At 60.0% G+C, this 26,664-nt stretch carries 24 protein-coding genes and 1 pseudogene; 12 read left to right on the forward strand and 13 right to left on the reverse strand.

Annotated elements, in window-relative coordinates:
* Positions 1 to 139 precede the first annotated feature (139 nt).
* Positions 140 to 2,434 (reverse strand): EAL domain-containing protein, encoded by a 2,295-nt coding sequence (locus FHT71_RS27170; RefSeq protein WP_183722872.1) that lies wholly within the window; start codon positions 2,432 to 2,434, stop codon positions 140 to 142.
* 456 nt (positions 2,435 to 2,890) lie between these two features.
* Positions 2,891 to 3,448 carry an alpha/beta hydrolase gene (locus FHT71_RS27175; protein ID WP_037081977.1) on the reverse strand — a complete coding sequence of 186 codons (558 nt, stop codon included), beginning with the start codon at positions 3,446 to 3,448 and terminating at the stop codon, positions 2,891 to 2,893.
* A gap of 159 nt (positions 3,449 to 3,607) precedes the next feature.
* On the opposite strand from FHT71_RS27175, the gene FHT71_RS27180 reads away from it, so the two are divergent.
* Positions 3,608 to 4,411, forward strand: coding sequence for a DUF2189 domain-containing protein (locus FHT71_RS27180; protein WP_132593124.1), 804 nt, complete (start codon positions 3,608 to 3,610; stop codon positions 4,409 to 4,411).
* Between the two features lie 69 nt (positions 4,412 to 4,480).
* Complete coding sequence (locus tag FHT71_RS27185) at positions 4,481 to 4,969, forward strand: low affinity iron permease family protein (protein ID WP_007789560.1); 489 nt, start codon at positions 4,481 to 4,483, stop codon at positions 4,967 to 4,969.
* 6 nt (positions 4,970 to 4,975) lie between these two features.
* Here the strand turns inward: FHT71_RS27185 and purB are convergent, their stop codons facing one another.
* The 4 genes from purB to FHT71_RS27205 form a co-directional block, all read right to left on the reverse strand.
* Complete coding sequence (purB, locus tag FHT71_RS27190) at positions 4,976 to 6,283, reverse strand: adenylosuccinate lyase (RefSeq protein WP_132593122.1); 1,308 nt, start codon at positions 6,281 to 6,283, stop codon at positions 4,976 to 4,978.
* A 63-nt stretch (positions 6,284 to 6,346) separates the two neighbouring features.
* Complete coding sequence (locus FHT71_RS27195) at positions 6,347 to 6,883, reverse strand: hypothetical protein (RefSeq protein ID WP_183722874.1); 537 nt, start codon at positions 6,881 to 6,883, stop codon at positions 6,347 to 6,349.
* Positions 6,855 to 7,535 carry a ribulose-phosphate 3-epimerase gene (gene rpe, locus FHT71_RS27200; protein WP_007789567.1) on the reverse strand — a complete coding sequence of 227 codons (681 nt, stop codon included), beginning with the start codon at positions 7,533 to 7,535 and terminating at the stop codon, positions 6,855 to 6,857. The genes FHT71_RS27195 and rpe overlap by 29 nt, the downstream gene beginning before the upstream one ends.
* A 38-nt stretch (positions 7,536 to 7,573) precedes the next feature.
* Positions 7,574 to 8,656, reverse strand: a complete 1,083-nt coding sequence (locus FHT71_RS27205) for a branched-chain amino acid ABC transporter substrate-binding protein (RefSeq protein WP_132593118.1) — start codon at positions 8,654 to 8,656, stop codon at positions 7,574 to 7,576.
* Positions 8,657 to 8,826: 170 nt separating this feature from the next.
* Here FHT71_RS27205 and FHT71_RS27210 point away from each other — a divergent pair, with 170 nt between their 5' ends.
* Genes FHT71_RS27210 through FHT71_RS27240 form a run of 7 tightly spaced genes read left to right on the forward strand, consistent with a single transcriptional unit; the run spans position 8,827 to position 14,522 of the window.
* Positions 8,827 to 9,321 (forward strand): flavin reductase, encoded by a 495-nt coding sequence (locus FHT71_RS27210; RefSeq protein WP_037081966.1) that lies wholly within the window; start codon positions 8,827 to 8,829, stop codon positions 9,319 to 9,321.
* A 23-nt stretch (positions 9,322 to 9,344) separates the two neighbouring features.
* The gene (locus FHT71_RS27215) at positions 9,345 to 10,274 is read left to right on the forward strand and encodes a MoxR family ATPase (RefSeq protein ID WP_007789576.1); all 930 of its coding nucleotides are present in this window, start codon (positions 9,345 to 9,347) and stop codon (positions 10,272 to 10,274) included.
* Positions 10,275 to 10,277: 3 nt separating this feature from the next.
* Positions 10,278 to 11,540 (forward strand): VWA domain-containing protein, encoded by a 1,263-nt coding sequence (locus FHT71_RS27220; protein ID WP_132593116.1) that lies wholly within the window; start codon positions 10,278 to 10,280, stop codon positions 11,538 to 11,540.
* Entirely contained in the window at positions 11,537 to 11,866 is a 330-nt protein-coding gene (locus tag FHT71_RS27225; protein ID WP_007789581.1) for an XdhC family protein, read from the forward strand. The genes FHT71_RS27220 and FHT71_RS27225 overlap by 4 nt, the downstream gene beginning before the upstream one ends.
* Complete coding sequence (locus tag FHT71_RS27230) at positions 11,866 to 12,570, forward strand: XdhC family protein (RefSeq protein WP_132593114.1); 705 nt, start codon at positions 11,866 to 11,868, stop codon at positions 12,568 to 12,570. The genes FHT71_RS27225 and FHT71_RS27230 overlap by 1 nt, the downstream gene beginning before the upstream one ends.
* Positions 12,567 to 14,201, forward strand: a complete 1,635-nt coding sequence (locus tag FHT71_RS27235) for a molybdopterin-binding/glycosyltransferase family 2 protein (RefSeq protein WP_183722876.1) — start codon at positions 12,567 to 12,569, stop codon at positions 14,199 to 14,201. The genes FHT71_RS27230 and FHT71_RS27235 overlap by 4 nt, the downstream gene beginning before the upstream one ends.
* A 3-nt stretch (positions 14,202 to 14,204) precedes the next feature.
* Positions 14,205 to 14,522, forward strand: a complete 318-nt coding sequence (locus FHT71_RS27240) for a TfoX/Sxy family protein (protein ID WP_007789587.1) — start codon at positions 14,205 to 14,207, stop codon at positions 14,520 to 14,522.
* Between the two features lie 4 nt (positions 14,523 to 14,526).
* Here FHT71_RS27240 and FHT71_RS27245 read toward each other — a convergent pair whose 3' ends face one another.
* The 5 genes from FHT71_RS27245 to FHT71_RS27265 all read right to left on the reverse strand — a co-directional run bounded on the left by FHT71_RS27245 (position 14,527) and on the right by FHT71_RS27265 (position 19,291).
* The gene (locus FHT71_RS27245) at positions 14,527 to 14,949 is read right to left on the reverse strand and encodes an NUDIX domain-containing protein (protein WP_007789589.1); all 423 of its coding nucleotides are present in this window, start codon (positions 14,947 to 14,949) and stop codon (positions 14,527 to 14,529) included.
* A 6-nt stretch (positions 14,950 to 14,955) separates the two neighbouring features.
* Positions 14,956 to 16,494, reverse strand: a complete 1,539-nt coding sequence (locus FHT71_RS27250; RefSeq protein ID WP_183722878.1) for a DEAD/DEAH box helicase — start codon at positions 16,492 to 16,494, stop codon at positions 14,956 to 14,958.
* Positions 16,495 to 16,600: 106 nt separating this feature from the next.
* Positions 16,601 to 17,899, reverse strand: a complete 1,299-nt coding sequence (locus FHT71_RS27255; protein ID WP_132593110.1) for a M23 family metallopeptidase — start codon at positions 17,897 to 17,899, stop codon at positions 16,601 to 16,603.
* A 97-nt stretch (positions 17,900 to 17,996) separates the two neighbouring features.
* Complete coding sequence (locus FHT71_RS27260; RefSeq protein WP_183722880.1) at positions 17,997 to 18,821, reverse strand: ferritin-like domain-containing protein; 825 nt, start codon at positions 18,819 to 18,821, stop codon at positions 17,997 to 17,999.
* Entirely contained in the window at positions 18,818 to 19,291 is a 474-nt protein-coding gene (locus FHT71_RS27265) for a peroxiredoxin (protein WP_007789596.1), read from the reverse strand. Before FHT71_RS27265 ends, FHT71_RS27260 begins: the two co-directional genes overlap by 4 nt.
* A 119-nt stretch (positions 19,292 to 19,410) precedes the next feature.
* On the opposite strand from FHT71_RS27265, the gene FHT71_RS27270 reads away from it, so the two are divergent.
* Positions 19,411 to 22,800 carry a DUF3971 domain-containing protein gene (locus FHT71_RS27270; RefSeq protein ID WP_183722882.1) on the forward strand — a complete coding sequence of 1,130 codons (3,390 nt, stop codon included), beginning with the start codon at positions 19,411 to 19,413 and terminating at the stop codon, positions 22,798 to 22,800.
* Between the two features lie 52 nt (positions 22,801 to 22,852).
* Here the strand turns inward: FHT71_RS27270 and tyrS are convergent, their stop codons facing one another.
* Positions 22,853 to 24,109 carry a tyrosine--tRNA ligase gene (gene tyrS, locus FHT71_RS27275; RefSeq protein WP_007789598.1) on the reverse strand — a complete coding sequence of 419 codons (1,257 nt, stop codon included), beginning with the start codon at positions 24,107 to 24,109 and terminating at the stop codon, positions 22,853 to 22,855.
* A gap of 116 nt (positions 24,110 to 24,225) precedes the next feature.
* On the opposite strand from tyrS, the gene FHT71_RS27280 reads away from it, so the two are divergent.
* On the forward strand, positions 24,226 to 25,338 hold the full coding sequence (locus tag FHT71_RS27280) for an anhydro-N-acetylmuramic acid kinase (protein WP_007789600.1): 1,113 nt from the start codon (positions 24,226 to 24,228) through the stop codon (positions 25,336 to 25,338).
* Positions 25,338 to 25,862, forward strand: a pseudogene (locus FHT71_RS27285) (GNAT family N-acetyltransferase). The gene FHT71_RS27280 and the pseudogene FHT71_RS27285 overlap by 1 nt, the downstream one beginning before the upstream one ends.
* On the opposite strand, the gene FHT71_RS27290 reads toward FHT71_RS27285, so the two are convergent.
* On the reverse strand, positions 25,859 to 26,536 hold the full coding sequence (locus FHT71_RS27290) for an alpha/beta hydrolase (RefSeq protein WP_007789602.1): 678 nt from the start codon (positions 26,534 to 26,536) through the stop codon (positions 25,859 to 25,861). The pseudogene FHT71_RS27285 and the gene FHT71_RS27290 overlap by 4 nt on opposite strands.
* Positions 26,537 to 26,664 lie beyond the last annotated feature (128 nt).

Below are 26,664 nucleotides of genomic sequence, written 5' to 3' on the forward strand. Positions count from 1 at the left end.
CCGCCTGTCACTCCTTCCCCGGAATCCGGGATTGCCGGAGTGCCGCTAAGAGAATCGAAAACTTTCTGCAAAGCAGTCTACAGGTTTTTTGCGATCAACGGAATGTGAGGCGTCCCTGTCGGGGCCGTCATGCAGGCCTTTATCTCTGGCCGGAGCCGTTGACCGACTTACGCAGATCCTGCTGGAGGCCGCGGGCAGGGCCTTCCACGCCCCGCCAAGACGCGGTGCGTACAAAAGGCGCTATCTGCAGCGCGGGCATCGGACGGGCCAGCGCGTAGCCCTGAAGCATATCGCAACCGAGGTCACAAAGGATACGGACGTGGTCCATCGTCTCGACCCCCTCCGCCGTGACCAGAATGTTCAGCGAACGGCCGATATCGATGATCGAGCGGACCAGTTTCCGCTGCTCTGCCGAATGGGGCAGCAAGCGGATTAGTTCGCGGTCGATCTTCAAGGTTTTCGGACTCAGCTTCAAAAGGCTGACAATGGACGCATGGCCCGTGCCGAAGTCATCGATTTCTATGTCGATGCCAAGGCGGCGCAGGTGCCGGAGATTGGCGATCACGGCGTCATCGCAATCGTCCAGCGAGATCGATTCAAGCAACTCGAACGAAATCGTGCGTGGTTCGATCTTCAAGCCGCGAAGCTTCTTCGCCAGGTTTGGATCTCCGAGGCGACGCGACGATACGTTGACCGCAATTTTCGGGATGAGGAGCCCCTCATCCTCCCATCGCTTCCGGTCAGCCAGCGCTTGCTCGAGGATGAGGCCGTCGATCGTGGAGACGACATCCAGATCCTCGGCGATCGCCAGGAAACGATCGGGCGCCAGTAAACCGTGCTCCCGGTGCTGCCAGCGAGCCAGCGTCTCGACTCCGGCAACATCGAGCGTTCGGGCATGGAACTGCAACTGGTAGAACGGAACAAACTCCCCCCGTTCCAGCCCCAGTAGGATTTCGTCCGCCAAATGCTTGCTGGCGATGATGCGGCGTCGCTCATCGGTCGAGAAGAATTCGTGCCGGTTGCGTCCGCCGCTTTTTGCGCGGTAGAGCGCTATATCCGCATTGAGCAGAAGTTGCTTGGCATCGAGCGCCGGACTGCTTTCTGTGGCAATGCCGATGCTGGCCCCGAAACGGCAATCATGGCCCTCGTAGCGAATGGGCCTGCAGAGCTTGCGGATGATGCGCTCCGCCAGATTGGAGATCTTCTTCGGCGTGACATCAAGTGTACAGAGGACCACGAATTCGTCGCCACCAATACGGGCGACAAAATCGGTCGAACGGACACTTTCCTTCAGCACTTGCGCTGCATGCTTCAGCATCGCGTCACCGGCGCGGTGGCCGAGAGTGTCATTGATTTGCTTGAAGCGATCGAGATCGATGTGGAGGATCGCGAGCGCCAGGCCGTTCCGGCGACATTGGGCGGAACATTCGTCCAGCATACGGTCCAGGTATCGGCGATTGGGCAAGCCAGTGAGATAATCGTGCAACGCCAGGTGCTCGATGTTCTCCTTGGCGCTTTCGAGCTCCCTGTTTCGGGCTTCCGCGAGATCCTTGGCGCGCTGCAGTTCGTTGTTGAGCCTAACTTCGGCCGTAACATCCCAATTCGCGCCAATCAGCTTGCGACGCCCGTCGCTGTCAAGAAAGAAGGCCGCTTTTGCGCGAATGACGCGCTCGATGCCGTCCTGCCTGATGATGCGGAATTCGTGCTGGAAATCGGTGTTATTGGTGACGCACTCATCGATCGTTGCCAGTACGCGGTCCCTGTCGTCGGGATGCAGCGAGGCCTCCCAGGCGTTGCCGGTGTTGGCCGGCGACGTGTCGGTAATGCCGTAGATCGCCAGAAGGCGGTCGTCCCAATCGACCGTTCCATTCTCGATGTCAGCCTCGAAGACCCCAATATCGGAGATATCAAGGGCAAGATCGAGGCGCCGCGACACGTGCGCAAGCCGCTCCTCCGCCCCCTTACGCGCGGTGATGTCTGTATCGGTGCCGACGAGCCGGGCAGGGATACCGTTTTCGTCCCATTCAACACAGGCGCCCCGGCACTCAATCCAGATCCAGTGGCCATCCCTGTGGCGCTCGCGATACTCGAAGATCTGATAGTCGGGATCGCCGGCATTTTGCCGATCGACGGCCTTTACGACAAAGTCCCGGTCGTCGGGGTGGATGAGTTCGATCCACGTGTCGTAGTCGCCGTCTGCATCCTCGTCGGGCGCCATGCCGCGCATGATCTTCCAGGTATCGGAATAATAGCGTTTGCCAAGACGAAGATTGTGATCCCAGACGCCGAGACCCGATCCGACAAGCGCGTAATTCCAGCGGCTCTCGCGTTCCAGGAGTTCAGCACCGTTCAGTGGCGCCGTGTCGCCGTCAAACGCTGCGGCTTCGACCTTGGTCTTCGATTTAACCCGTTTATCGGGAGTCGCTTGCTTCAATCTGCATACTCGCTCTTTTAGCGTGTATATATTTTGCATTCATTGAATTAAATAGCCCTTAATGTCATAAAAATAATATTCTATTAAAAACAAACACGTAGTGTCTATCGGCTTTTGTGTGCCGCTCTATATGCGTGTAACTTTTCCGTAACGTGCATACACTTGGCTGACTGCGCCCTATATCGCGTTGATTGGGGAGGGACCAACATGTCTCCAGAATGGCCAATGTTCATACTGCAATGCATAGTACTTGTGGGCTTAGCGGGCGTTCTCTTTATTCGCGGCGAGGGCGACTGACGGATAGTCGCAAACAGTCAGCGGATCTCCAGGGAGTGGTGGTCGAATGGTCTTGACCCTTTTTCTCCGGTTTCTGCCTATTCGCGGCACGGGCGGTCGAACCGGCATCCTGGTCAGCGGCGATGCTGCGAGGTTGCTGGTGGCGGGGGTCTAGCGCCTCTAGGACGGCTTTAGGCGGCTCAGGAACTGGGCAAACACCATTGTTCCTTCCGGCCATGGTCCGTGGCCGGACTCGCTGTTGATGTGCCCGGCCTCACCGGCGTCGATGAGGAGCGATCCCCAGCTGGCAGCGATGTCGTCGGCATGCTCATAGCTGCCGAAAGGATCATTGCGGCTCGCGATCGTGATCGTCGGGAAAGGCAATGGATCTCGTGGATACGGGCCGAATGTCATCAGGTGCTTTGGCCGTATCGCGGGATTGGCGACATCGGGCGGTGCAACGAAGAATGCCCCTGCCACCTTGTTGCGGAAATGGGGAATGGCGTGGATGGCGGACGGAATGCCAAGCGAATGCGCGACCAGTATGACTGGTCGCGTCGCAGCGTTCACCTCTTCGGAGATGCGCTTTACCCAATCGTCGCGGACCGGCTTCGACCATTCGGCCTGTTCGACACGGCGAGCGGTGCTGAGCTTGGCCTCCCAGCGGCTTTGCCAATGGTTGGGACCGGAATTCGTATAACCGGGGATGATGAGGATTTCGGCGTCTGAAGCTTTCATGATGGCGCGGATGTGAGAAAGCCTGGCGGCGATGTCAAGGGAGGGGTGGGACAAGGCCGCGAAATTTGTTATGTTTTTCCGCAGTGCCGGTTGCGTCTCGTATCGGCGTTGTCGCCGATCCTTTCGTTGCCGGCTATCTTGGCTGAGGAGGAGAAAGCCATGACGGCATTCCATGTTATGTCGGGTGCAAGCGATGTCTATACACGCCCGGTCGTCAACAAGATCAGCGTTGCGGATGTCCTCGATGCGCTACGGCGCGGGCTCGACGATTTTCGAGAAAAACCATCCCACTATGTATTTCTATGCTTGATGTATCCGATTGCCGGCATTTTTCTTGCAGTCGCAACATCAAGTGCCAACCTCCTGCCGATGATTTTCCCGCTGATATCAGGTTTCGCGCTGATCGGCCCCATCGCAGCGATCGGGCTCTACGAAATCAGCCGCAGGCGTGAAGCCGGTATGGACACCTCGTGGAGACACGCTCTTGAGGTAACGAGATCGCCGGCGTTCCCGTCGATCATTGCCGGCGGATTGCTGCTGTTCGGCTTCTTCGTCGTCTGGCTCGTTGCTGCGCAGACGCTTTATTCCAACGTCTTTGGGGATGTTTTCCCGCGGTCGATCTCAGTGTTCCTCTCGGAGATCTTCGGCACGCCTGAGGGGATACAGCTGATCATATGGGGGCATCTGCTTGGCCTAGGCTTTGCCATCATCGTTCTGGCCACGACCGTCGTGACCTTTCCCTTGCTGCTGGATCGGGACGTTGGGCTCGTCTGCGCGATGGAGACATCGGTCAGGGCGACTGTCGCCAACCCGGTGCCGGTCTTCTGCTGGGGGCTGATCATCGCCGTTGCTCTCATGGTTGGCACGATCCCACTGTTCGTCGGGCTTGCCCTGGTCATGCCGGTGCTCGGTCATGCCAGCTGGCACCTCTATAGGAAGCTCGTGGCACCACCGGTTGTCTGACGGCTGCAGACTGGAACTACACCACCTCCCTTGGAGTTTCGCTGAGGGGATACCCCAGGGAGGTCACATATGGCTGCGCCGCAACATCTGTTTACCCGCTTTGCCAGCAAGACGTCTGAATGGGCAGGGAAGCCAGCGACTTTCGTCCTCGCTGTCGCGCTCGTCGCCATATGGGCAGCGACGGGGCCACTTTTCGATTTCTCAGAGACTTGGCAGTTGGTCATCAATACCGGAACGACCATTATTACGTTCCTGATGGTGTTCGTGTTGCAGAATGCGCAGACGAGGGATGCTCGCGCTGTCCAGGCCAAGCTCGACGAGATTATTCTGACGAGCCACGCCGAGAACAAGTTCATCGGGATCGAGCACCTCGATGACGAAGACCTGAAGCACTTGGACCGCCTTGTCGCCAAGGCCGCAAAGGGAGTGCGCGAGGGGCGGACAAAAGGAACGCCGAAAGCGACAAATTCCACTGATGAGACGAACGAAAAGAGGACATCGGCGAAGCCCCGGAAGCCGAAACGGAAAACGGCGCCCTCGAAGGCGCCGTCCCGGTAGTCCAACTTAGGCAGCGCCGAAAACGCGCCGGAAGATCGTATCTACGTGTTTGGTATGGTATCCGAGATCGAACTTCTCGCGGATTTCTTCTTCGGATAACGCGGCACGGACCTCTGCGTCGGCGAGCAATTCCTCGAGGAAGTCCTTGCCCTGTTCCCAAACCTTCATCGCGTTACGCTGAACGAGCCGATAGGCATCCTCACGCGAAACACCAGCCTGCGTCAGCGCCAGAAGTACACGCTGCGAATGCACGAGGCCACGGAATTTATCGAGATTCTTCATCATGTTGTCGGGATAGACCACAAGCTTCTCAATGACGCCGGCCAAACGGTTGAGGGCGAAGTCGAGCGTGATCGTCGTGTCGGGACCGATGGCGCGCTCGACGCTGGAATGGCTGATGTCGCGCTCGTGCCACAGGGCGACGTTCTCCATGGCCGGAACGACCGACATGCGCACCAGGCGCGCTAGGCCGGTGAGGTTCTCGGTCAGAACCGGATTGCGCTTGTGCGGCATGGCAGAAGAACCCTTCTGGCCAGGCGAGAAGTATTCCTCGGCTTCCAGCACTTCAGTCCGCTGCATGTGGCGGATCTCGATCGCGACGTTTTCGATGGAGGAGCCGATGACGCCGAGGATCGCGAAGAACATCGCATGGCGGTCGCGCGGAATGACCTGGGTCGAAACGGCCTCCGGGATCAGGCCGAGCTTGGCGCAGACGTGTTCCTCGACGCGTGGGTCGATATTGGCAAAGGTGCCGACGGCGCCCGAAACCGCACCTGTGGCGATTTCGGCACGCGCAGCCACGAGACGCGCACGGTTGCGGCTCATCTCGGCATAGAAGCGCGCCAGCGTTAGTCCCATCGTCGTCGGCTCGGCGTGAATGCCGTGGCTACGGCCGATGCGGATGGTGTCCTTGTGTTCGAACGCGCGTGCCTTGAGTGCCGCAAGCAGGCGGTCCATATCGGCAAGCAGAATGTCGGCTGCACGGACGAGCTGGATGTTCAGCGTGGTGTCGAGAACGTCCGAAGAGGTCATCCCCTGGTGGACGAAACGGGCGTCCGGGCCGACGATTTCTGAAAGATGTGTCAGGAAGGCGATGACATCGTGCTTGGTGACGGCCTCGATTTCATCGATCCGCGCAACGTCGAACGTCGCAGCGCCGCCTCGCTCCCAAATTGTCTTTGCAGCGGATTTCGGGATGACGCCCAGTTCGGCGAGCGCATCGCAGGCGTGAGCCTCGATTTCGAACCAGATGCGGAATTTGGTTTCGGGCGACCAGATGGCGACCATCTCTGGTCGGGAGTAGCGCGGGATCATGGCTTCCTGCTTTCGTTCATAAAAAGAATGCTGGCGCCCCTGTAGCAAAGACAGGCGGCAATCTCAACGCATGCGTTTGGCAAGCGCAATACTCGTGCCGAAAAGGCAGAGAAGCCCGAGCGGAAGAAACAGGCGAATTCCCAGCACGGCAAACTGATAGACCGCGCTGGCTCCGGTAAAGACGAATTGGAACACCCATGTGCGGGATCCAAAAGAGGCGTGCCACGCGGAGTAGAAGACCCGGTAGTCCATGGCGAAGAGAAAGGCCGTCATCAAGATGGTCCCGGCGGCAAGTGCAACGAAGAATGCTGCAAAGCGTGTTTTCAAGGATCGTCGATGCGCAAGGAAGCGGCCCAAGGGCAACATGAACAGCCAGGCCAGTAAACCGCCCGCAAAATAGAGCATTGCGAGATCGCGGACATGTGCCGCCTCCATCCCATTTCTGAGATAGAGCGCGGCCATTGCGGATGCCAGCATCTGGGTGCCCCAGAGAATGGCGCCCACGAAAAGATCGGGGAGGGGCGGGCGAGCCGCCCGAAGCCGCTCGGAAATCAAGGGCGGCCTGCTTTTATCACGACTTGGATTGACCTTCGGCGGCATTTCGTAGAGCGCTGATTGCTGTCTTGTAGGCCTCGAGCGAACCGCCTTTGAAAATCGCCGAACCGGCCACGAGAACATCGCCGCCAGCCTTGCCGATGATCGGCGCGGTTTCGACCGTCACTCCACCGTCAACTTCAAGGTCGATCGGTCTGTCACCGATCAGTGACCGCGCTGTGGCGATCTTGTCGGCCATCGCCGGGATAAATTTCTGCCCGCCGAAGCCGGGGTTCACCGACATGATGAGGATCAGGTCGATGTCGTCGAGCACGTTCTCGATCGCCGAAAGCGGCGTTGCTGGATTAATGGTAACGCCGACCTTCTTGCCCAGCCCGCGTACCGTCTGAAGCGAGCGGTGGAGATGCGGCCCGGCTTCAGCATGGACGGTAATGCGATCGCAGCCGGCTTTCGCGAAGGCCTCAAGGTACGGGTCGACCGGCGCAATCATCAGATGGCAATCGAACACTGCATCCGTATAGGAACGCAGCGACTTGATAACGTCAGGGCCGAAGGAAATGTTCGGCACGAAGTGACCGTCCATGACGTCGAGGTGAATCCAATCGGCTCCGGCGGCCGTTACGTCGCGCACTTCCTGGCCGAGTTTAGCAAAATCGGCAGCAAGGACGGATGGCGCGATGCGAATGGGCGTAGTCATTGAAGTCTCTCCGTAGAACGCATGCCGCAGCGTCAGATCTATTCGATCGGAGTGCTTGGCGGCACGAACGAACCGGCATGCCACTGCAGCATGCGGTAGGGATTGTCGGCCAGTTCATGGCCGGCGTTGAAAGCAATTTTTCCGATGACCGTCTCAAAGGAGGTGCCGCCGATGTGCTGCGCGATGGGCCTGTCGTCCGCGCCGGCATCCTGGGCTGCCTTCGTGGCGATTTCCACCGCCGCATAGGCAGGTAGCACATAGCCCTCCGGCTCGACGCCACTCGCGCGGAACGCGTCGACCACCGGCTTCGCCTCCGGGCGCGCGGCATAATCAGGCAGAACAACGGCGAGAACGCCATCCGCGAGTGCAAGCGGCTGGTCAGCAGCGCGCATGGCGTCGCCACCAAGAATATCGAGGTGAGCTTTTTCCGCTGCGGCATCGCGTGCGATGACGGCAGCGTCGCTACGATCTCCGCCGACAAAGACTTTTGTTGCCCCGGCTTTCTTCAGTCGTCGCACGAGAGCGACCTGCTGCTCCTGGCCCGGTCGATAGGTGTCGGTGAAGACGGGCTTGAGGCCTTTTTCCTCGAGTGCGTTACGGATTGCTTCCGTAAGCTCCCGACCATGGATAGTGCCATCCTCGATCAGTGCGATCGGCGAGGCTGCCCACTCGCTCACGATTGCCTCGATGATCTTTTCCGCTTCGGCGCCATCGGCTGGCGCCATCCGGTAGAAGGGCCAGCCATTCTTCAGGGCATCTTCCATGAGAATGCGTGAACGCACGGAGACGGTGATCGCCGGGATATTTGCGTCCCTGAGCTTAGGCAGCGCGCCTTCGAGCGTTTCGCTGCAGAGAAAACCGACGGCCACCTGGACCTTGGCATTAATCAGTGCGTCGGCGATTGCCGCGCCGCTGTTTGCCTCGCAAGTCTCTCCGACCGTGACAACCGTGTTACCGTCCTGCTGGACCTTGGCCGTCGCGCCGGCAATGACCTGCGCGCCGATTGGCGCGAGGTTGCCACTCTGTGGCGCTACGACACCGACTATCAGGCCCGCGGCATGGCATTCTGCGGCCGCAAGGAGCAGCATCGGCAGAAGTGCTAGGCCACGCAAAGTATTCATAAAAGCTGCAGGTCCCTGTCGTTTGTCCTGCTCTTTTATCCGTCCGACATCGATCGTCAAAGAAAAACGCACAATCGGGAAGCTTTTCGCCTGGCTTTTGTAGAAAAGGTAACCGATCACCTTCATATTACAGGAAACAGCAAGCCGGTGACGCCGGATGGAGAATGCCTTTGTTGAATAAACAACCGATCGATCCGCGCCTCTACCGAGATGCGATGAGCCGCTTTGGAGGCCATGTGCAGCTCGTGACGACGGCAATCGGCGAGGAGCGCCGCGGCGTGACGATCACTGCCGCTTGCTCAGTATCTGACGACCCTGCAACCGTTCTTGTGTGCCTGAACAATAGCAATCCGAAGAACGACATCTTCTTCCGGAGCGGCATCTTCGCCCTGAACACGTTGGGCGCGCACCATCAGGCGCTGGCCGATGCCTTTTCCGGCCGCACCCAGCTCAGCAACGACGAACGTTTCGCGACGGGCCGGTTCGACAAGCTCGTCACCGGTGCACCCATTCTTCACGACGCCCTTGCCTCCTTCGATTGCCGCGTGAGTGAAATCAAGGAAATGTCGACGCACCATATCATTTTCGGTGAGGTCGTGGCGGTCCGCTACAACGAGGCCAAGCCCGCGCTTCTCTATATGAACCGCGACTATCACACGTTATAACTTCCTGAAAAAAGGGAGAAGACATGCCGGATCAAGCGCATCTGCCGCTGCCGTCGTCGATCGACGAGACGATCGCGATGCTGGGCGATCAGGACTATCTGGCTGGGCGGGCACTTGGCACGGTGCTTTTTCTCGCCCTGAAGATGAGGCGTCCTCTCTTCCTGGAGGGTGAGGCCGGTGTCGGGAAGACGGAGATCGCCAAGGTCCTATCAAAAGCCCTGGGGCGGCCGTTGATCCGCCTGCAATGCTACGAAGGCTTGGACATCGCCTCGGCCGTCTACGAATGGAATTACCCGGCGCAGATGCTGGAAATCCGCCTTGCCGAGGCGTCCGGGCTTACCGACCGGGACAGGATCGAGTCGGACATCTTCTCCGAACGCTACCTGATCCGCCGGCCGGTGCTTCAGGCTCTATCGAGCCCGGATGGCCGGTCACCAGTCTTCCTTATCGACGAGCTAGACCGTACCGACGAGGCATTCGAGGCCTTCCTTTTGGAGGTTCTTTCCGACTTTCAGGTAACGATTCCCGAGCTCGGCACGATCCGGGCCGCCGAGCCGCCGATCGTCATCATCACCACGAACCGGACGCGCGAGGTCCACGACGCGCTAAAGCGGCGCTGCCTCTACCACTGGGTCGATTATCCCGATGCCGCGCAGGAGCTGGAAATCATTCGACGCAAGGTGCCGGGCTGCAATGCAGCCCTGTCCACACAGATCGTCGCCTATGTGCAGAAGCTTCGTGCACTGGATCTTTTCAAGAACCCGGGCGTTGCCGAGACGATCGATTGGGCGACAGCGCTGACGGAACTCGACCGGCTGGCGCTCGATCCGGATACGATCTCCGACACGATCGGAACACTGCTGAAATACCAGGACGACATTGCACGCATTCAAAGCAGCGACGGCGCAAAGGTGCTGGAAGATGTCAAGAGCGAGCTGCAGGCGGCGGGATAGCGCATGGATCCGAGAAGCGGACAGGATGGGATCTCCGTTCCACCGCCTCCAGTCGGCGACGGTCGATTTGCAGACAATATCGTCTTCTTTGCCAGAGCATTGCGGAAGGCCGGCATGAAGATCGGGCCGGCGGCGATCGTCGACGCGATCGAGGCGGTCGAGGCAATCGGCATGGGGTCGCGGGAGGAATTTCACGCCGCACTCTCGTCCGTCTTCGTCAAGCGGCATGAAGACAAGGCGGTGTTCGACGAGGCGTTTCGGCTTTTCTGGCAGTCGCGAGATCTCGTCGCAAAAATGATCGCGATGATGTCACCACGCGCGCCGGACACGCGTGACAAGGAAAAGGCGAGGCCCGGTGAAAGCCGCGCCGCCGACGCCTTGCTCGGCGAACGAAGGGACAACAAGCCGCCGCGTGATGAGCCCGACATCGAGATAGACGCACGCTTCACCATGTCGGGCAGCGAGGTCTTCCGGCGGATGGACTTCGCCCAAATGTCAGCGATGGAGATTGCCGCCGCCAAGAAGGCGCTCACGAAACTGCAGTTGCCTCTGGACAAGGTGCGCACTCGGCGCTTCCGGCCGTCGCATGTTCATTCGCATGTCGACCCGCGCGGGACGATGCGGGCGGCATTGCGCAGCGGGGCCGATCTCATTCTTCCGCGATACCGTGAAATCCGGGAGGTCCAGCCGCCCTTGGTCGTTCTCGCCGATATTTCCGGCTCCATGAGCCAGTACACGCGCATCTTTCTGCATTTTCTGCATGTGCTGACGGAGAAGCGCCGGCGGGTGCATACCTTCCTCTTCGGGACGCGCCTCACGAACGTCACCCGCCAAATGCGACACAAGGACCCTGACGAGGCGATGGATGAATGCGCTGCGGCCGTAAAGGATTGGTCGGGAGGAACGCGGATCGGTGAAACGTTAAAGGAATTCAATCGCCTGTGGGCCCGGCGCGTGCTGGGCCAAGGCGCGGTCGTGCTGCTTATCACCGATGGCCTGGAACGCGAGGGAACGGAGCTGCTCGCAGCCGAGATGGACCGCCTGCACCGCTCCTGCCGGCGACTGATCTGGCTCAATCCGTTGCTGCGCTTCGATGGCTTCGAGCCACGAGCACGTGGCGTGCGCGCAATGCTGCCGCATGTTGACGAATTCCGACCGGTTCACAATCTATCATCCTTGAGCGACCTCGTGGAAGCACTCGGCGCGACTAGGTCGACCACGTACGACCCGCGCCGGTACCTCGAAACATTGAAAGGCATCGCATGACAGGGACATCTTTTGACCTTGATCCGCTGATGACGGCAGAAGGCTGGCGGAAAGGCGGGCGAGACGTGGCTGTTGCCACGGTGATCGAGACGTGGGGATCGGCGCCACGACCGGCGGGGAGCCATCTGGTGATCGACCGAGACGGCAATTTCGAAGGGTCCGTGTCAGGAGGCTGCGTCGAAGGTGCCGTCATTGCCGAGGCCCTGGACGTAATCGCCGACGGCAAGGCGAAGATGCTCGAGTTTGGCGTCGCGGATGAAACCGCGTGGCGCGTCGGCCTTTCCTGCGGTGGCCGCATTCGCGTCTATGTCGAAAGGCTCGATTGATGGATGCCGCAAATCTTGCGCGTCTCAATGACGCCCGACGCGCTCGCCGGGCCGCGATACTGCTGACTGATCTTGAGAACGGCAACGATAGCGTCGTTCTCGAGGGAGATTCTGTGAAGCCTTGGTTGGTGCCTGCCGTTGAAGCTGCGTTCCGCTCGGGCAGATCGACGTCGATCGAGGTCGATGGGCACCGCTATTTTTTGAACGCGCATCTGCCCCCGGCCCATATCGTGATCATCGGCGCCGTCCACATCAGCCAAATTCTGGCACAGATGGCCTCTCTTGCCGGCTTTGATGTTCGGATCATAGATCCGCGCACGGCTTTCGCTACACCCGAACGATTCCTCGGCATCGATCTGACGGCGGATTGGCCAGTGGACGTACTCAAGGATCGTCCGCTGGATGCCTATACGGCGCTGGTCGCGGTTACGCATGACCCGAAGATCGACGATTTCCCGATTGCCGAGGCGTTGCGGATCGGTTGTTTCTACGTCGGTGCGCTCGGCAGCCGCAAAACGCATGCAACGCGCCTGGAGAGGTTGCGTACCGATGGTCTGGACGAATCCGCGCTAGCCAGGATCAATGCACCGATCGGGCTCAAGATCGGTGCGGCGAGCCCGGCAGAAATCGCGGTCGCCATTCTCGCGGAAATCGTACAGACGTTGCGAACCCGCGACATTTCACCGGCTGGTGACAGGAAATGAAATTTGGGTCTTTTTCTATCGATGATGCCGACGGCGTGGTCCTCGGGCATGCGGTGAAGCTTGCAGACGGCAGCTTGCCCAAAGGGCACAGGATCGATGCCGCTGACATCGACAGGCTCCGCAGCGAGGGTATAGAACATGTCATTGCGGCGCGTATCGAGCCGGGGGACGTCGGTGAGGATGACGCGGCGGGACGACTTGCGAGGGCTGTCACTCCCGACCACCTCCGCTTCTCGGAGGCGTCCACAGGGCGCGTGAACGTGTACTCGACGGTCGACGGGCTGTTCGTCGCAACCCGAAGTGCCGTCGATCGCCTGAACAGGATCGATCCCGGCATAACGCTCGCCTGCCTCAACGACCATGTGCCTGTCCGGAACGGCGACATGGTCGCAACGTTCAAGATCATTCCGCTCGCCGTCTCAGGCGCGAAACTCGACGCCGCATGCGAAGTGCTGCGGGCGACGTCGGCATTCGAGGTGAAACCCTTTGCCGGCAGATCTGTCTCGTTGATTGCGACGGAGCTGCCTTCGCTGAAGCCGGCGGTGATGGACAAGACGGCGCGTGTGCTTTCCCGCCGGCTCATCGCATCCGGCAGTCATCTCGTTAGAGAGGCGCGGGTTGCTCATCGTGTAAAGCCGGTTGCAGAGGCACTCCGAGACGCATCAGGTTCGCCCGACAAAGCACCGAAGCTGATCATTCTTTTCGGCGCGTCTGCCGTGATCGATGACGAGGACGTGATTCCCGAGGCGATTCGACAGGCCGGAGGCGAGGTGGTGCAGGTCGGCATGCCTGTCGACCCGGGTAACCTGCTCGTTCTCGGCCGCATCGGCGATATCCCTGTGATCGGGGCACCGGGATGCGCGCGCAGCCCCAAGGAGAATGGCTTCGACTGGGTGCTCGATCGGATCCTGGCGGGTGAAGAGCCAAGTGCACTCGACATCAGCGGCATGGGTGTCGGAGGTCTTCTGATGGAAATCCAGGCGCGGCCAAGCCTTCGTGAACAGGAGGCGCAATTGGTCCCCGCGGATAACGTCGTGGCCATCGTTCTTGCCGCCGGCAAGGCCAGCCGAATGGGCGAGGGCGGGCCGCACAAGCTGCTGGCGGAGTTTGACGGCGTGCCGCTTGTCAGGCGATCGGTGAGGACGGCGATCGGCAGTCGGGCGTCGTCAGTCATTGTCGTGACGGGACATCGCAAAAACGACATCGAAGCGGTGCTGTCCGGGCTGAATGCGATGATAGTTCACAATCCGGACTACGCCTCCGGCATGGCCTCGTCGCTCGCGACAGGATTTTCCGTCGAGCAAGCGCGGGACGCGGATGGAGCTTTGGTCATCTTGGCCGACATGCCGGGCGTTTCTACCAGCGATCTCGATAAGCTGATCTTGGCGTTCCGACGATCGCATGGCCATTCGATCATCCGTGCCGTGTCGCACGGTAAGCGCGGCAATCCTGTGATTATACCGAAATCCCTGTACGATGAGGTCTTGCGGCTGGAGGGTGACGTCGGTGCGCGGCACATCCTTGAGACATCGGGCGTGCCTGTGGCCGACATCGAAATCGGCGACGCTGCGCATCTGGATGTGGATACGCCGGAGGCCGTCATCGCGGCAGGCGGAGTTTTGAAGGGCTAGGGGATGGATGCGGCGGCGATTGAAGAAATGTTTCAGGGGCTTGGCCCCGTCACGATCAAACGGATGTTCGGTGGCAAGGGCATCTACCATATGGGGCGGATTGTTGCGGTCGAGGTGCGCGGCGAGATGCTGCTGAAAGCCGACGAGCAGAGCGCGCCCGAATTCGCTGCAGCCGGGGCGACGCAATGGGCCTACGAAGGCAAGAAGGGAAGTCCGGTGAAGATGCCATACTGGTCGATCCCCGACGATGCCTATGACGACCCCGACCTTATGGCGCGATGGGTGCGGCTTGCCTATGAGGCAGCGCTCCGGGCGGAGTGAAACCCTAGAGGAGTTCGTCGGCTTTCAGCCTGTCCATGGCGGCGGACGCGAATGCGGAGAGCGGTTGCGGGAGGTCGGAACGGCTGAACCAGCCGAAGTCCGAGAGCTTTTCCGGCTCAGTGAGCTTCGGTTCGCCGTCGAACTCGGACGCAATATAGAGCAGGGAGACCCAGTGCTGTTCGTCCGCCTTGCTGATAACTTCTGCGGGGCCGAGGAGACTGACGCGGCCAATCGATAGACCGGTTTCTTCTTCGGCTTCACGGCGCGCCGCCTGCTCTGCCGGCTCCATATGATCGACTTTGCCGCCCACAATGCTCCAGTGGCCGGCCTCCGGCGCGCGGAGACGCTTGTAAAGGAGGATCTTGCGGTCACGCAAAATCACCAGACCAACGCCAACGCCCGGAAAATCGATGCCCGGCGTGCCCATGATTCGCTAGATCTTGGCGTTGGCCGTGATCAGCATGAAGGCCGGAATCTCATCGCCGAAACCGACAGGCGTCGGGCCGTCGTCGTGGTCCCGGTAGCGGCGGCGGTCGCGATTGTCATCGTTTGCCGGATAAGGACGAGTGGCGCGCGTGCTGTGCTGCGGCTTGTGTTGTTCTGCTTTGCGCTCTTGCTTCACGCTTTCGACCTTTGCTGGTGCTGCTGTTTCCATCGTCTCGACGTCATTATCTGCGACGGCGATATCAGATTTATGACCTCCACGGCCCTTGCTGCGACTGCGGTCCTTGTCTCGACCCTTGCGGCGGGAACGATCGTCCTCGCGGCCGGGCTCAGGAGGGGGCAAGGCGGAAAGGTCGCCGTTCAACCACTCGACTTTCTCGCCGATCAGCTTTTCGATCGCGTCGGCGTGTTTTTGGTCGTGGCGGGTGACGATGGTGAATGCAGCGCCGGAACGGCCTGCGCGGCCGGTGCGGCCGATGCGATGAACATAATCCTCGGAATGGATCGGAACATCAAAGTTGAAGACGTGGCTGACGTCAGGAATGTCGAGACCGCGAGCGGCGACATCGGAAGCCACGAGAAGCTGGAGGTTGCCGTCCTTGAAGTTCTGCAGCATGGCCATGCGCGAGCGCTGGTCCATGTCGCCGTGCAGAGCGCCGGCGGAAAAGCCGTGGCGGTCCAGGGACCGAAAGAGCTCGGAAACGTCCTTCTTGCGGTTACAAAAGATAATCGCGTTCTTGAGATCGGTCTGCGCCTTGATAAGGTCGCGCAGAACGGCGCGCTTCTCGTAGTCCTTGCCGTGCGAGGCGACGAAACGCTGCGTTACGGTTTTTGCCGTCGACGCCGGCTTGGCGACTTCGACGCGTTCCGGATTCTGCAGGAAGCGATCCGCAAGCTTCTGGATCTCAGGCGGCATGGTCGCCGAGAAGAACAGCGTCTGACGGGTAAACGGAATGAGCTTTGCGATACGCTCGATATCGGGGATGAAGCCCATGTCGAGCATGCGGTCGGCCTCGTCGATAACGAAGATTTCGACAGCGCTCATCAAAAGCTTCCCGCGCTCGAAGTGATCGAGCAGGCGGCCGGGCGTACAGATCAGAACATCGGCGCCGCGCTCAAGCTTGCGATCCTGATCTTCGAAGGACACGCCGCCGATCAGCAGCGCGACATTCAACCGGTGATTCTTGCCGTACTTTTCGAAGTTCTCCGCAACCTGCGCCGCGAGTTCGCGGGTCGGCTCGAGGATCAGCGTGCGCGGCATGCGAGCGCGGGCACGGCCCTTTTCCAGCAGCGACAGCATCGGCAGAACGAAGGATGCAGTCTTGCCTGTTCCCGTTTGCGCAATCCCGCAAATATCGCGTCGCTCGAGCGCAAAAGGGATCGCACCAGCCTGGATGGGAGTTGGCGTCGTGTAGCCCGCGTCGGTCACAGCGGAAAGCACTTTTTGGCTCAAGCCAAGATCAGCAAATGTCGTCAAAGGGAAAACTGTTTCCGTTCCGGTTCGGCCGTACTCTGATTGAGTCGGCATGATTGCGTGCCGCAATGCAGCGCGACATAAGCCGAAACTGCCCTTAAGTCAAGGAATACAGGCCTTGCGGCTAGTGCACAGGTAAAGACGTGGTTAGTGCACGTAGTTACTTCATGTAACTGGCAAGCTTCAAGCCCGCATTCATGAAATAAATGGGGTCGACTGCCCGGCCGTCCTGGCGGACCTCATAGTGCAGATGCGTACCGGTGGACCGGCCGGTGCTGCCTGCAAGGCCGATCACGTCATTGCGGTCGACCTTGTCGCCGACCTTCACCAGGATTTCCGACATGTGACCATAACGGGTGGAAATGCCGTTACCGTGGTCAACCTCAACCATGTTGCCGTAGCCGCCGGTCCAGCCGGCCGCAATCACCTTGCCAGGCGCTGTCGGGCGAACCTTCTCACCGGGCGCAAAACGAAAGTCAATGCCGGAGTGCAGTGCCAACCGCCCGAGGAACGGATCACGCCTGTTGCCGAACGAGCTGGTGATCTCCTTGCCAATGGCCGGGTTCTGGAATGGCAGCGATTCCGCTGTGCTCCGTACGGTCTCAAGGCGGGTGAGGGCATCGTCAAGCTGTGATAGCGAGCTATCGAAATCATCCGCGCCTTCAGGCTCGACATACGGTCCGCCGACTGCGCTGTCATCCTGCTTCGTGCGCTCGGCCGGTACCGAAATGCGGAAACGCGTCAGGACCTTCGATATGGCATTGGCGGCACCACCCGCGTCACTCGTCAATTGCGCGATGCGATTGCGCTGCTTCTGCTCGATGTCTTTCAACGACAGCGTCACCTTGGAGAAAACGCGGTCGGCGCGGTCGCCAACGGTTTCCTGTGCCGGGACGTCGGCGAGGGTAGCGTTGTCGGTCGTCACGTCGGCCGGTTTGTCAGCTCCGGCAAGCTGATTTTCGATTGCCTGAACTGCACCGGAAAGCGAGGCGTGCTTGTCTTTTGCTTCGGGAGCGTAAGACTGGAGCGTCGTCGTCTCCTTGCCGCCCAGCCCTGAATTCTCCGCGCGATCAAGAAGCGAGCCGAGCTTGCCGTGGCGCGAGGTAAGCGCCAGCTGCTGCTCCATGAGCTTGTCGACCTTGTCTTCGACAACTTGCTGATCGAGCAATTGACGTGACGTAACCCGGTCGACCTGGGCGCGCAGAGCGGCGATGCGGTCTTCATAGTCATGCTGCATGCGCGCCTGCCTTGCCATCGTCGCACCAATCAGGTCGTCGCGCAGGACGAGATAAGAGGTCGCCAGGAGATAGCCGATCGCAAAGACGCCGACGAAGCAGAAGGCAAGTGCCGCCATCCACGGCCTGACCGTCAGATGACGGACCCGGTCACCGCTTGCCAGGATCAGTATATGCTCTTGTTTTTTCTGACCGAATACGCGGCTGTGCTGTGCATGCGTCACGGAGAATCTCCCAATTGACGGCCGATGCCTCAATTGCCGCAATTACGCATGATTATGGTTAATATTTACTTAGGTCAGCATGGCTGTCGCTATAAGATCAGGCGTTGCTCGTCGATGTCAGTGACCGATAGAAGGACGGCGTCAGGCCGGCTTCGGCCCGCGCGATGTCGTTGAAGGGAGGCTTTAACGGACCGCGGAAATTGGCGCGTACCAGTTCGTGGAATGTTCGTGCCGGATCCCGCCTTTCGCGCGCGCAGAGAAAACGGAACCATTTGGCGCCAATCGCGACGTGCCCCTTCTCATCGTTGTAAATGACATCGAGTACGGCTGCGCTCTCCAGATCGCCGGTTTCGCGCAACTTGGCCTGTAGCGACGGCGTGACGTCCAGCCCGCGAGCCTCGAGGATGAGCGGCACAACGGCGAGGCGCGCCGTTAGGTCATTCCTTGTCGAGTGCGCCGCCTGCCACAGGCCGTCGTGGGCGGGCAGGTCACCATAGTCTGCATCGAGGTCTCTCAGGCGGGCGCGCACCATGCGGAAATGTTTTGCTTCCTCGAAGGCAACCTGCATCCAGCCGTCGAAGAAAGAGTTAGGCACCGATTGGGTGGCGAATCGCGCAACGATATCAAGCGCCAGATCGACAGCGTTGAGTTCGATATGGGCGATAGCATGCAGCAGCGCGATGCGGCCCTTGACCGTATGCAAGGAACGCTTTTCGACCTGCGTCGGCGGTATCAGATCTGGCTTGTGCGGACGGCCCGGTCTGTCCGGCAACGGCGCGTCGAGGGGCGAACGCAGAGACAGCTTGCGATCGAACCAACGCGTGGCAGTCTCCTGAGCAAGCGTCGTCTTCTCATTGAGATCGGTCGCACCGATAGCGTCGATCGCGCCGCCGCGCAGGGATGTGATGGAGCGAGGCGTCATCGCGACAGGTTCTGGACGGCTGCAAGCACGATTTCTGCGTGGCCGGGCACCTTCACCTTCTGCCAGATCGTGCCGATCGTCCCATCCTCGCGGACTAGAAAGGTCGTTCGCTCCACGCCCATGAAATTGCGCCCATACATGGTCTTCTGTTTCCACACGCCATAGGCCTCAAGCGTCGTCTTCTCTTCATCAGACGCCAAGACAACCGCAAGGTTGTGCTTCTTGATGAATCGGTCGTGGCATTTCACGGAATCGGGAGACATGCCGATGACGCCAGCGCCAGCCTTTTCGAACTCATCCGCAAGTGCTGTGAAGGCGAGCGATTCCGCCGTGCATCCCGTCGTGTCGTCCTTGGGATAGAAGAAAAGCACCAGCGGTTTTCCGCGGAAATCACGAAGCGAAATGCGCCCTCCGCCATCTCGCGGGAGATCAAAGTCAGGCGCCGTCGTACCGATGCTGATATCCGCCATTGAGAGACCTTTCTTTTGCCGGGTTTATGGATAACAGGTGATTTGCCAGATATATATTGGACGAACAATCGTCCAGCCAGTCTGGTCCAAACCACAAGTTAGGGAGTTAGGCGAGACGCATGTCGGCGATCCGCGGCGAGAAAATTACATTCCGCAAGAAAGATATCGTCGCACTGCATGAGCTTCCCTCGGCGCAGGCCGAAGATCCCATCATCGTCAGTTGCCCGCCGACACGTTCGCGCATGCGCAGGACGGCCGGTGTCACGGGTGGCTGCGTTGCCGTTATTCTGTTCGTGCTCGCGGCAATTATCTTCACGGTGGAAAGCGGCATGTTCGACGCGCCGCTGTCGCGGCAGGCGCAGGCTGCGCTCAACTCGGCCATCGGACCGCGCTATCGGGCCGAGGTCGGCTCTACGGTCATCCGCTTCACATCGAACCTGCGGCTTGCGCTTGAGGCGCGCGACGTTAACATGATCGACGAAGAGAGTGGCCAGCACCTGTCGACGACGCATGCATTGCGCATGGCGCTCGACCCGCTGCAACTCTTTCGTGGTCGCATAGCGATCGCGCAGATCGAGGCAGAGGATATCGCGCTCGACACGGCGTTGCTGCCGTCCGGAAAACCACTCAAGCTCGATGATGTCAGGATCGACGAAATCCCGGCCGCGATGGAAGCTGCATTTGCTCAGCTCGACATGATCGACAGTTTCGTGGAGCGCGGCGGAACGCGGTCAGTCAAGCTCTCGGGCATTGACATCAAGCTCGCCGATACCGCAAACGGTCCACTCTCGATCGTGGTTGACAACCTGGCCTTCTCGAGGACACGGCAGGGCGCGCTGGCGCTGGATGGCGAGGTCGCGATCAACGGCAGGCCGTCAACGCTCAGCGTCGTCACACAACGGGCCAGCGGACGCACCTCGAAGTTGACAGGGCAGGTCGCGGGCGTCGATCTGGGACCGTTCACGCTCAAGCGGAACGTCGAGGGCCAAATCCGGCAAGGCATCAATGGCTCTGGTGACTTGACGATCTCGGCCTTTCGCGCCGGCGATCAAGACCCGCCGGCGCTTGGCGCCTCGATCGAACTGAAGCCGGGGCAGTTCTATATGGATGGCGACCAGCAGGAACTGAGCGGCGGCCGCATCAACCTCGCTTATGACTTCTCGAAGCAGACGCTGGAGATTGCCAAGTCGCGTGTTCAGTTCGGTGCAACATCCGTGCCGCTCAGCGGTGCCCTCATAGACCTGGACAAGATCGATGCCTCCGCAGGAAAGGGCTTCGGCATCGATCTGCTCGTCAGCGGCGGCACCGCGGCGCCAGTTGGATCCGGAGAGCAGCCACTTGCCTTCGACATAAATGCGACTGGTCGTTACCTCGTTGCCAGCCGCGAACTGCAATTTGCGAACATGCAGGTTTCGAGCCCAGCCGGAGGCCTCTTCGGCTCGCTGCACGTCCGTTTCGGCGATGCGTCACCGGAGATCAGCTTTGCCGGTCAGTCGCAACATTTGCAGACAACGGCGGTCAAGCAATTGTGGCCATTCTGGATGGCGTCGAAGGGCCGCGAGTGGGTTGAACGCAACCTCTTCGGGGGAACCGTCAGTGACGCGTCGATTTCCGTCTTCATTCCATTTGGACGCTTGGACGAGGCTGTCGGCAAGGGGCTGAAACTCGATGAGCACCAGATCCGGATCGCCTTCGACATCGCTGGCACGCGAATGAATGTGGCCGGCGACATCCCGCCGATCCGTGATACGAATGCGCATTTTGACTTGAGTGGTCCGCGTGCGACGATCTCCATCAAGAGCGGGACGGCGTTCTTCCCCTCGGGACGATCGGTAAACGTCGGCGAGGGAACGTTTGTCCTGCCGTCGACCTATGACAAGCCGCTCATGGCCGAACTCAATCTTCCCATTTCCGGCGCGGCGGACGCGGTCGGCGAATTGCTGACCTATAAGCCAGTACAGATACTGCAGCGTGCAGGCTTCGTGCCTGAGGACCTCAAGGGCAAGGTGTCGGCGAACGTGCAGGCGCGCCTCGGGCTGATCTCGTCGCAGAATCCTCCGCCGGCTGAATGGAAGGCTGTGCTGCAGCTGCAGGATCTCGATATCGCCAAACAGATTTCGGGCCGCAAGATCACGGATCTTGACGGGGTGCTTAACGCCGATCCGAAGCAGGTAAGCGTTGACGGAAAGGGGCTGATCGACGGCATTCCCGCTGGCATCAAGCTTGTCGAGCCGACAGACAAATCTTCGGACGTTCAGCCACAACAGACCATTACCGCCACGCTCAACAACGATCAGCGAGAAAAGGTGCTGCCCGGCCTCAACGACATCATCGATGGCAGCATAGACATCGAGCTCAAGCGCATCGATCAGGACCGACAGCAGGTCTCGGTCGATCTTGGAAGGGCGCGATTGTCCCTCCCATGGATCGGTTGGTCGAAGGGAAGCGGTATCGGCGCGACTGCTGCGTTCGAGGCTTCCGGGCCCGCCGAAAACACGGAGTTGAAGAACTTCGTCCTCAAGGGCGACGGCTTCGGAGCCAACGGCTCGCTTGTCATCGGCAAGGGCAATCTCATGAAGGCGGATTTCGACAGTGTCAAACTGTCGTCGCTGGATGACTTTGCCGTTTCGGTAAAGCGCAGCAAGGGCGGGCTTGATGTCTCCGTATCAGGCAACAGCGCTGACGCTCGCCCGATCATCGCCAGATTGAAGTCCGGCGGTGGAGGCGGCGAGACCGACCGCAGCGGTAACGTATCGGTTCGGGCCAAGCTCGGTCGCATTATCGGCTTCAATGACGAGAAGATGCGGAATGCTGAAATGCTGTACGTTTCCGCAGATGGCAGGTTACAGGCACTGAATTTTACCGGTGTCACCGACAGCGGCGAGGCGTTCGTTGCCCAGACCAAGGGCAATGGCGTTATCAATGTCACCAGCGGGGATGCGGGCTCTGTTTCGCGCTTCGCCGACCTCTATCAGCATATGATGGGTGGCTTGCTCAATCTGCAGATCCGCCTCGGCGCAGGCGACCGCTGGGATGGCTCGATCGACATCAGGCGCTTTTCTCTGGTCAACGAGCAGCGCCTGCATTCAATCGTCTCGACGCCGGTCGGTCAGGAGCAACGGAGCCTGAATTCGGCGGTCAAGCGGAGCATCGACACCTCGGCACAGCGCTTCCAACGCGGCTTTGCCCGCATTGTTTCGCAAAACGGCGTGATCGGCATTGAGAACGGCGTGGTGCGCGGCGATCAGGTCGGTGCCGTGTTCCAGGGTATAGTACGTGACCCGCGCGGTAGGATGGACATGACGGGCACCTTCATGCCTGCCTATGGCCTCAACAGGCTGTTTGCCGAATTACCCCTGATCGGTATCATCCTAGGCAACGGCACCGATCGCGGCCTGATCGGCATCACGTTCAAGCTGACGGGGGAATTGGAAGCGCCCGATCTGATCGTCAATCCGCTGTCGATCATCGCCCCCGGCGTCTTCCGCAACATCTTCGAATTCCAATAGGCGCGAAAAAGCCGGCGCGAGGCCGGCTTTCCTTTTCCGATGTTGCTAGAACTTATGCCGCGCGGCGGATCAAGATGTGCTTCTTCTTGCCGAGCGAGAGCTTGATGACGCCATCGGCGGTGATCTCGCCGCTTCCGACAACCTTGCGCTCGTCGCTGACAGCCTGATCGTTGATGCGCACCGCACCGCCCTGAACGTGACGACGGGCCTCGCCATTCGAGGCGGCAAGGCCGGCGCGCACGATCAGCGACAGCAGACCGATGCCACCGTCGAGCTCGGCAGCCGGCACCTCGACCGACGGAAGGTTTTCGGCAAGGCCACCTTCCTCGAAGGTCTTGCGGGCGGTTTCGGCGGCCTGTTCGGCCGCCGCGCGGCCGTGTAGGATCGCGGTGACCTCAGTCGCCAAGATTTTCTTGACCTCGTTGATCTCGGAGCCGGCGAGCGCCGACAGGCGCGCGACCTCGTCCATCGGCAACGTCGTGTAGAGCTTCAGGAAGCGCGAGACGTCGGCGTCTTCGGTGTTGCGCCAGTACTGCCAGAAATCATAGGCCGAGAGCATGTCGGCGTTGAGCCAGACGGCGCCGGTCGCGGACTTGCCCATCTTGGCACCCGAAGACGTCGTCAGCAGCGGCGAGGTGAGGGCGTAGAGCTGTTGCGTCCCCATGCGGTGACCGAGGTCGATGCCGTTGACGATGTTGCCCCACTGGTCCGAACCGCCCATCTGCAGACGGCAGTCGTAGCGCTTGGCGAGTTCGACGAAGTCGTAGGCCTGCAGGATCATGTAATTGAATTCGAGGAACGACAGCGACTGCTCGCGATCAAGCCGCATCTTCACGCTGTCGAAGGACAGCATGCGGTTGACCGAGAAATGCCGGCCGACATCTCGCAGAAACTCCAGGTAGTTGATGGAACGCAGCCACTCGGCGTTGTTGATCATCAGTGCATCTTTGGGGCCTTCGCCGTAGGTCAAGTAGTTTGAGAAGACCCGCTTGATCGAAGCAATGTTGCTCTCGATGGTGTCGATCGTCATCAGCTGGCGGGCTTCGTCCTTGAAAGAGGGGTCACCGACCATGCCTGTGCCACCGCCCATCAGTGAAATAGCGCGGTGGCCAGTTGCCTGCAGCCAGTGCAGCATCATGATCTGGATGAGCGAACCCGCATGCAGGCTGGGCGCAGTCGGGTCGAAGCCGATATAGGCCGTTACCGTTTCCTTGGCGAAGAGTTCGTCGAGGCCCGATTCATCGGAGATCTGATGAATGAAGCCACGCTCTTTCAGCGTGTGGAGGAAATCGGATTTGAACTCGGACATGACCTTTTGCTCTCGGGTGCGGATTTTCGGATTGGCTATTGTTGAAGTGACGCGGCGCGTTTAGCACTGTTTTGCCGAACAGTCACCATTTGGCAGGAATCTTCCAGCGAGGGGTCATGGAGAAGATCAGGACCGCGATCGGCTTGATGAGCGGAACATCGATGGACGGTATCGACGTGGCGCTGCTGCGTACCGATGGCCGGGCCGTCGTCGAGCGCGGACCGTTTCTCGGCGTTCCCTATGAGCCAGCCTTCCGTGATCGGTTGAAGCTGGCACTGGAGCAAGCGAAGACCATTACCCAACGTGAGCAAAGGCCGGGTGATCTCGCCGCGATCGAGAGTGAACTGACGTTACGTCATGCAGTTGCCGTTAGGGAATTTCTGGCTGCGAATACGCTCGATACGGCTTCGATCGATGTCGTCGGCTTTCACGGGCAGACGGTGCTGCACCGTCCGGACGAGGCGCTGACGGTGCAGATCGGCGATGGGGCACTGTTGGCGCGCGAGACGGGCATTCCGGTGGCCTACGACCTCCGTGCCAACGACATGGTGCATGGTGGCCAGGGTGCGCCACTGGTACCGGTCTATCATGCAGCACTTGCCGCCAACGTCACGAACGCGGCTTTGCCGGTCTGCTTTGTCAATATCGGCGGGATTTCCAACCTCACCTATGTCGGCGAGGACGGCGTCATCGTCGGCTACGACAGCGGGCCGGGCAATACGCTGATCGATCAGTGGGTCGAGACCCATGCGGGCGTGCCGTTCGATCAGGGCGGCATGATTGCCTCGGAAGGTCGGATTGTCGCGGAACTGGCGGATCGATATTTGAACAGCCCGTTCTTTACCGCGGAGAAGCGACGCTCGCTCGACCGCAACGACTTTCCTCCGCCATCGGGCGAAGATGCAGAACTTGGCGACGGTGCGCGCACTCTTGCGTATGTCGCGGCCGCCTCGATCATCAAGTCCGCCAGTCACCTTCCGGTGAAGCCGACGCTTTATGTCGTTTGCGGTGGCGGTCGCCTCAATCGCGTGCTGATGCAGGATCTGAAAGACATTGCTCATGGCGCGAAGGTGATAACGGCGGAGGAGGCGGGCTTCAATGGCGACTCCATGGAGGCCGAAGCCTGGGCTTATCTGGCGGTGAGGTCGTTGGATGGCCTGCCGTTGACGTTTCCGGGGACAACGGGTGTGCATGCGCCTGTCAGCGGCGGTGTCGTGGTGAAACCGTGATGCAACAGGTCATTCTGGAGACACCGCGCCTGGTCGCTATCTGTGGGAACCCGACGATGCGGGCCTGATCCAGGAGCTCCATTCGACGATCGAGGCGACGCGATATCTTTCGGGTGCTGCCCCCCGTGGTCGCGTGAAAAGGCTGAGGAGCGGTTGTGCAGCTGGTTCGGCGAGCAGGCGCGGGACGCAACCACGAAATACAAAATCCTCAGTCGCGATGACGGCCGCTTCATTGGCCCGCGGGGTTCTCGCTATTTGGCGGCGAGCGGCAGGATTTCGAACTCGGCTATTCGCTTCGGCAGGAGACATGGGGCAAGGGCTATGCGACGGAGATTGCCGGCGGGCTTGCCGATTGGTTCTTTGGACGGAACTTTGCGCAACAGTTCATCGCGTTCCCCCATCCTGACAATGCCGCATCCCAGCATGTCCTAACGAAAATCGGCATGCGAAGCCGCATGCCGATGATCATCGACGGATTGTCTTGCCCGACGTTCGAATTGACCGCCGGGATGCGGTCAGCCTAGCGGATGCGCTTGGCGGCCGGCTCCGGCACCAGTTCGCCATTCAGGCGGCGATCGAGGTAGTCCTCGCACTCGCTCATCAGGGTCTCGACCTGGCCGTTGAAGAAGTGGTTGGCACCGGGCACCGTGCGGTGCGTGATCAAGATACCCTTCTGCGTCTTCAGCTTCTCGACGAGGCCGTTTACATCCTTCTCGGGCGCGACCTTGTCAGCTTCGCCGTTGATGATGAGGCCGGAAGACGGGCAGGGCGCAAGGAACGAGAAGTCATAGGTGTTCGGCTGCGGCGCGATCGACATGAAGCCTTCGATTTCGGGACGACGCATCAGGAGCTGCATGCCGATCCACGATCCGAAGGAATAGCCGGCAACCCAGCACGTCTTCGAATCGGGATGCAGGCTCTGCACCCAGTCGAGCGCGGACGCGGCATCCGAAAGCTCGCCGGCGCCGTGGTCGAACTCACCCTGGCTGCGGCCGATTCCCCGGAAGTTGAAGCGCAATGTCGTGAACCCGCGCTTCTGGAACATGTAGAAGAGCTGGTAGACGATCTGGTTGTTCATCGTGCCACCGAACTGGGGATGCGGGTGCAGAATGAGGGCAATCGGCGCGCTTTTTTCCTTGGAAGGCTGGTAGCGGCCTTCAAGGCGGCCTGCGGGGCCGTTGAAAATGACTTCGGGCATCGGTACTCCGGCGTTTATTTCTTCGCGTTCACGCTGCGCAGACTTGACGAACGTTGTCAGCTTTTCTAAAACGCAGTTTAGAACAATTCGAAACTTGCATGGCGATCCACGCATTGTGGGATGTGTCA

The organism is Rhizobium sp. BK060, from assembly GCF_014193145.1.
In the GTDB taxonomy this organism is placed as follows: Bacteria; Pseudomonadota; Alphaproteobacteria; order Rhizobiales; family Rhizobiaceae; genus Rhizobium.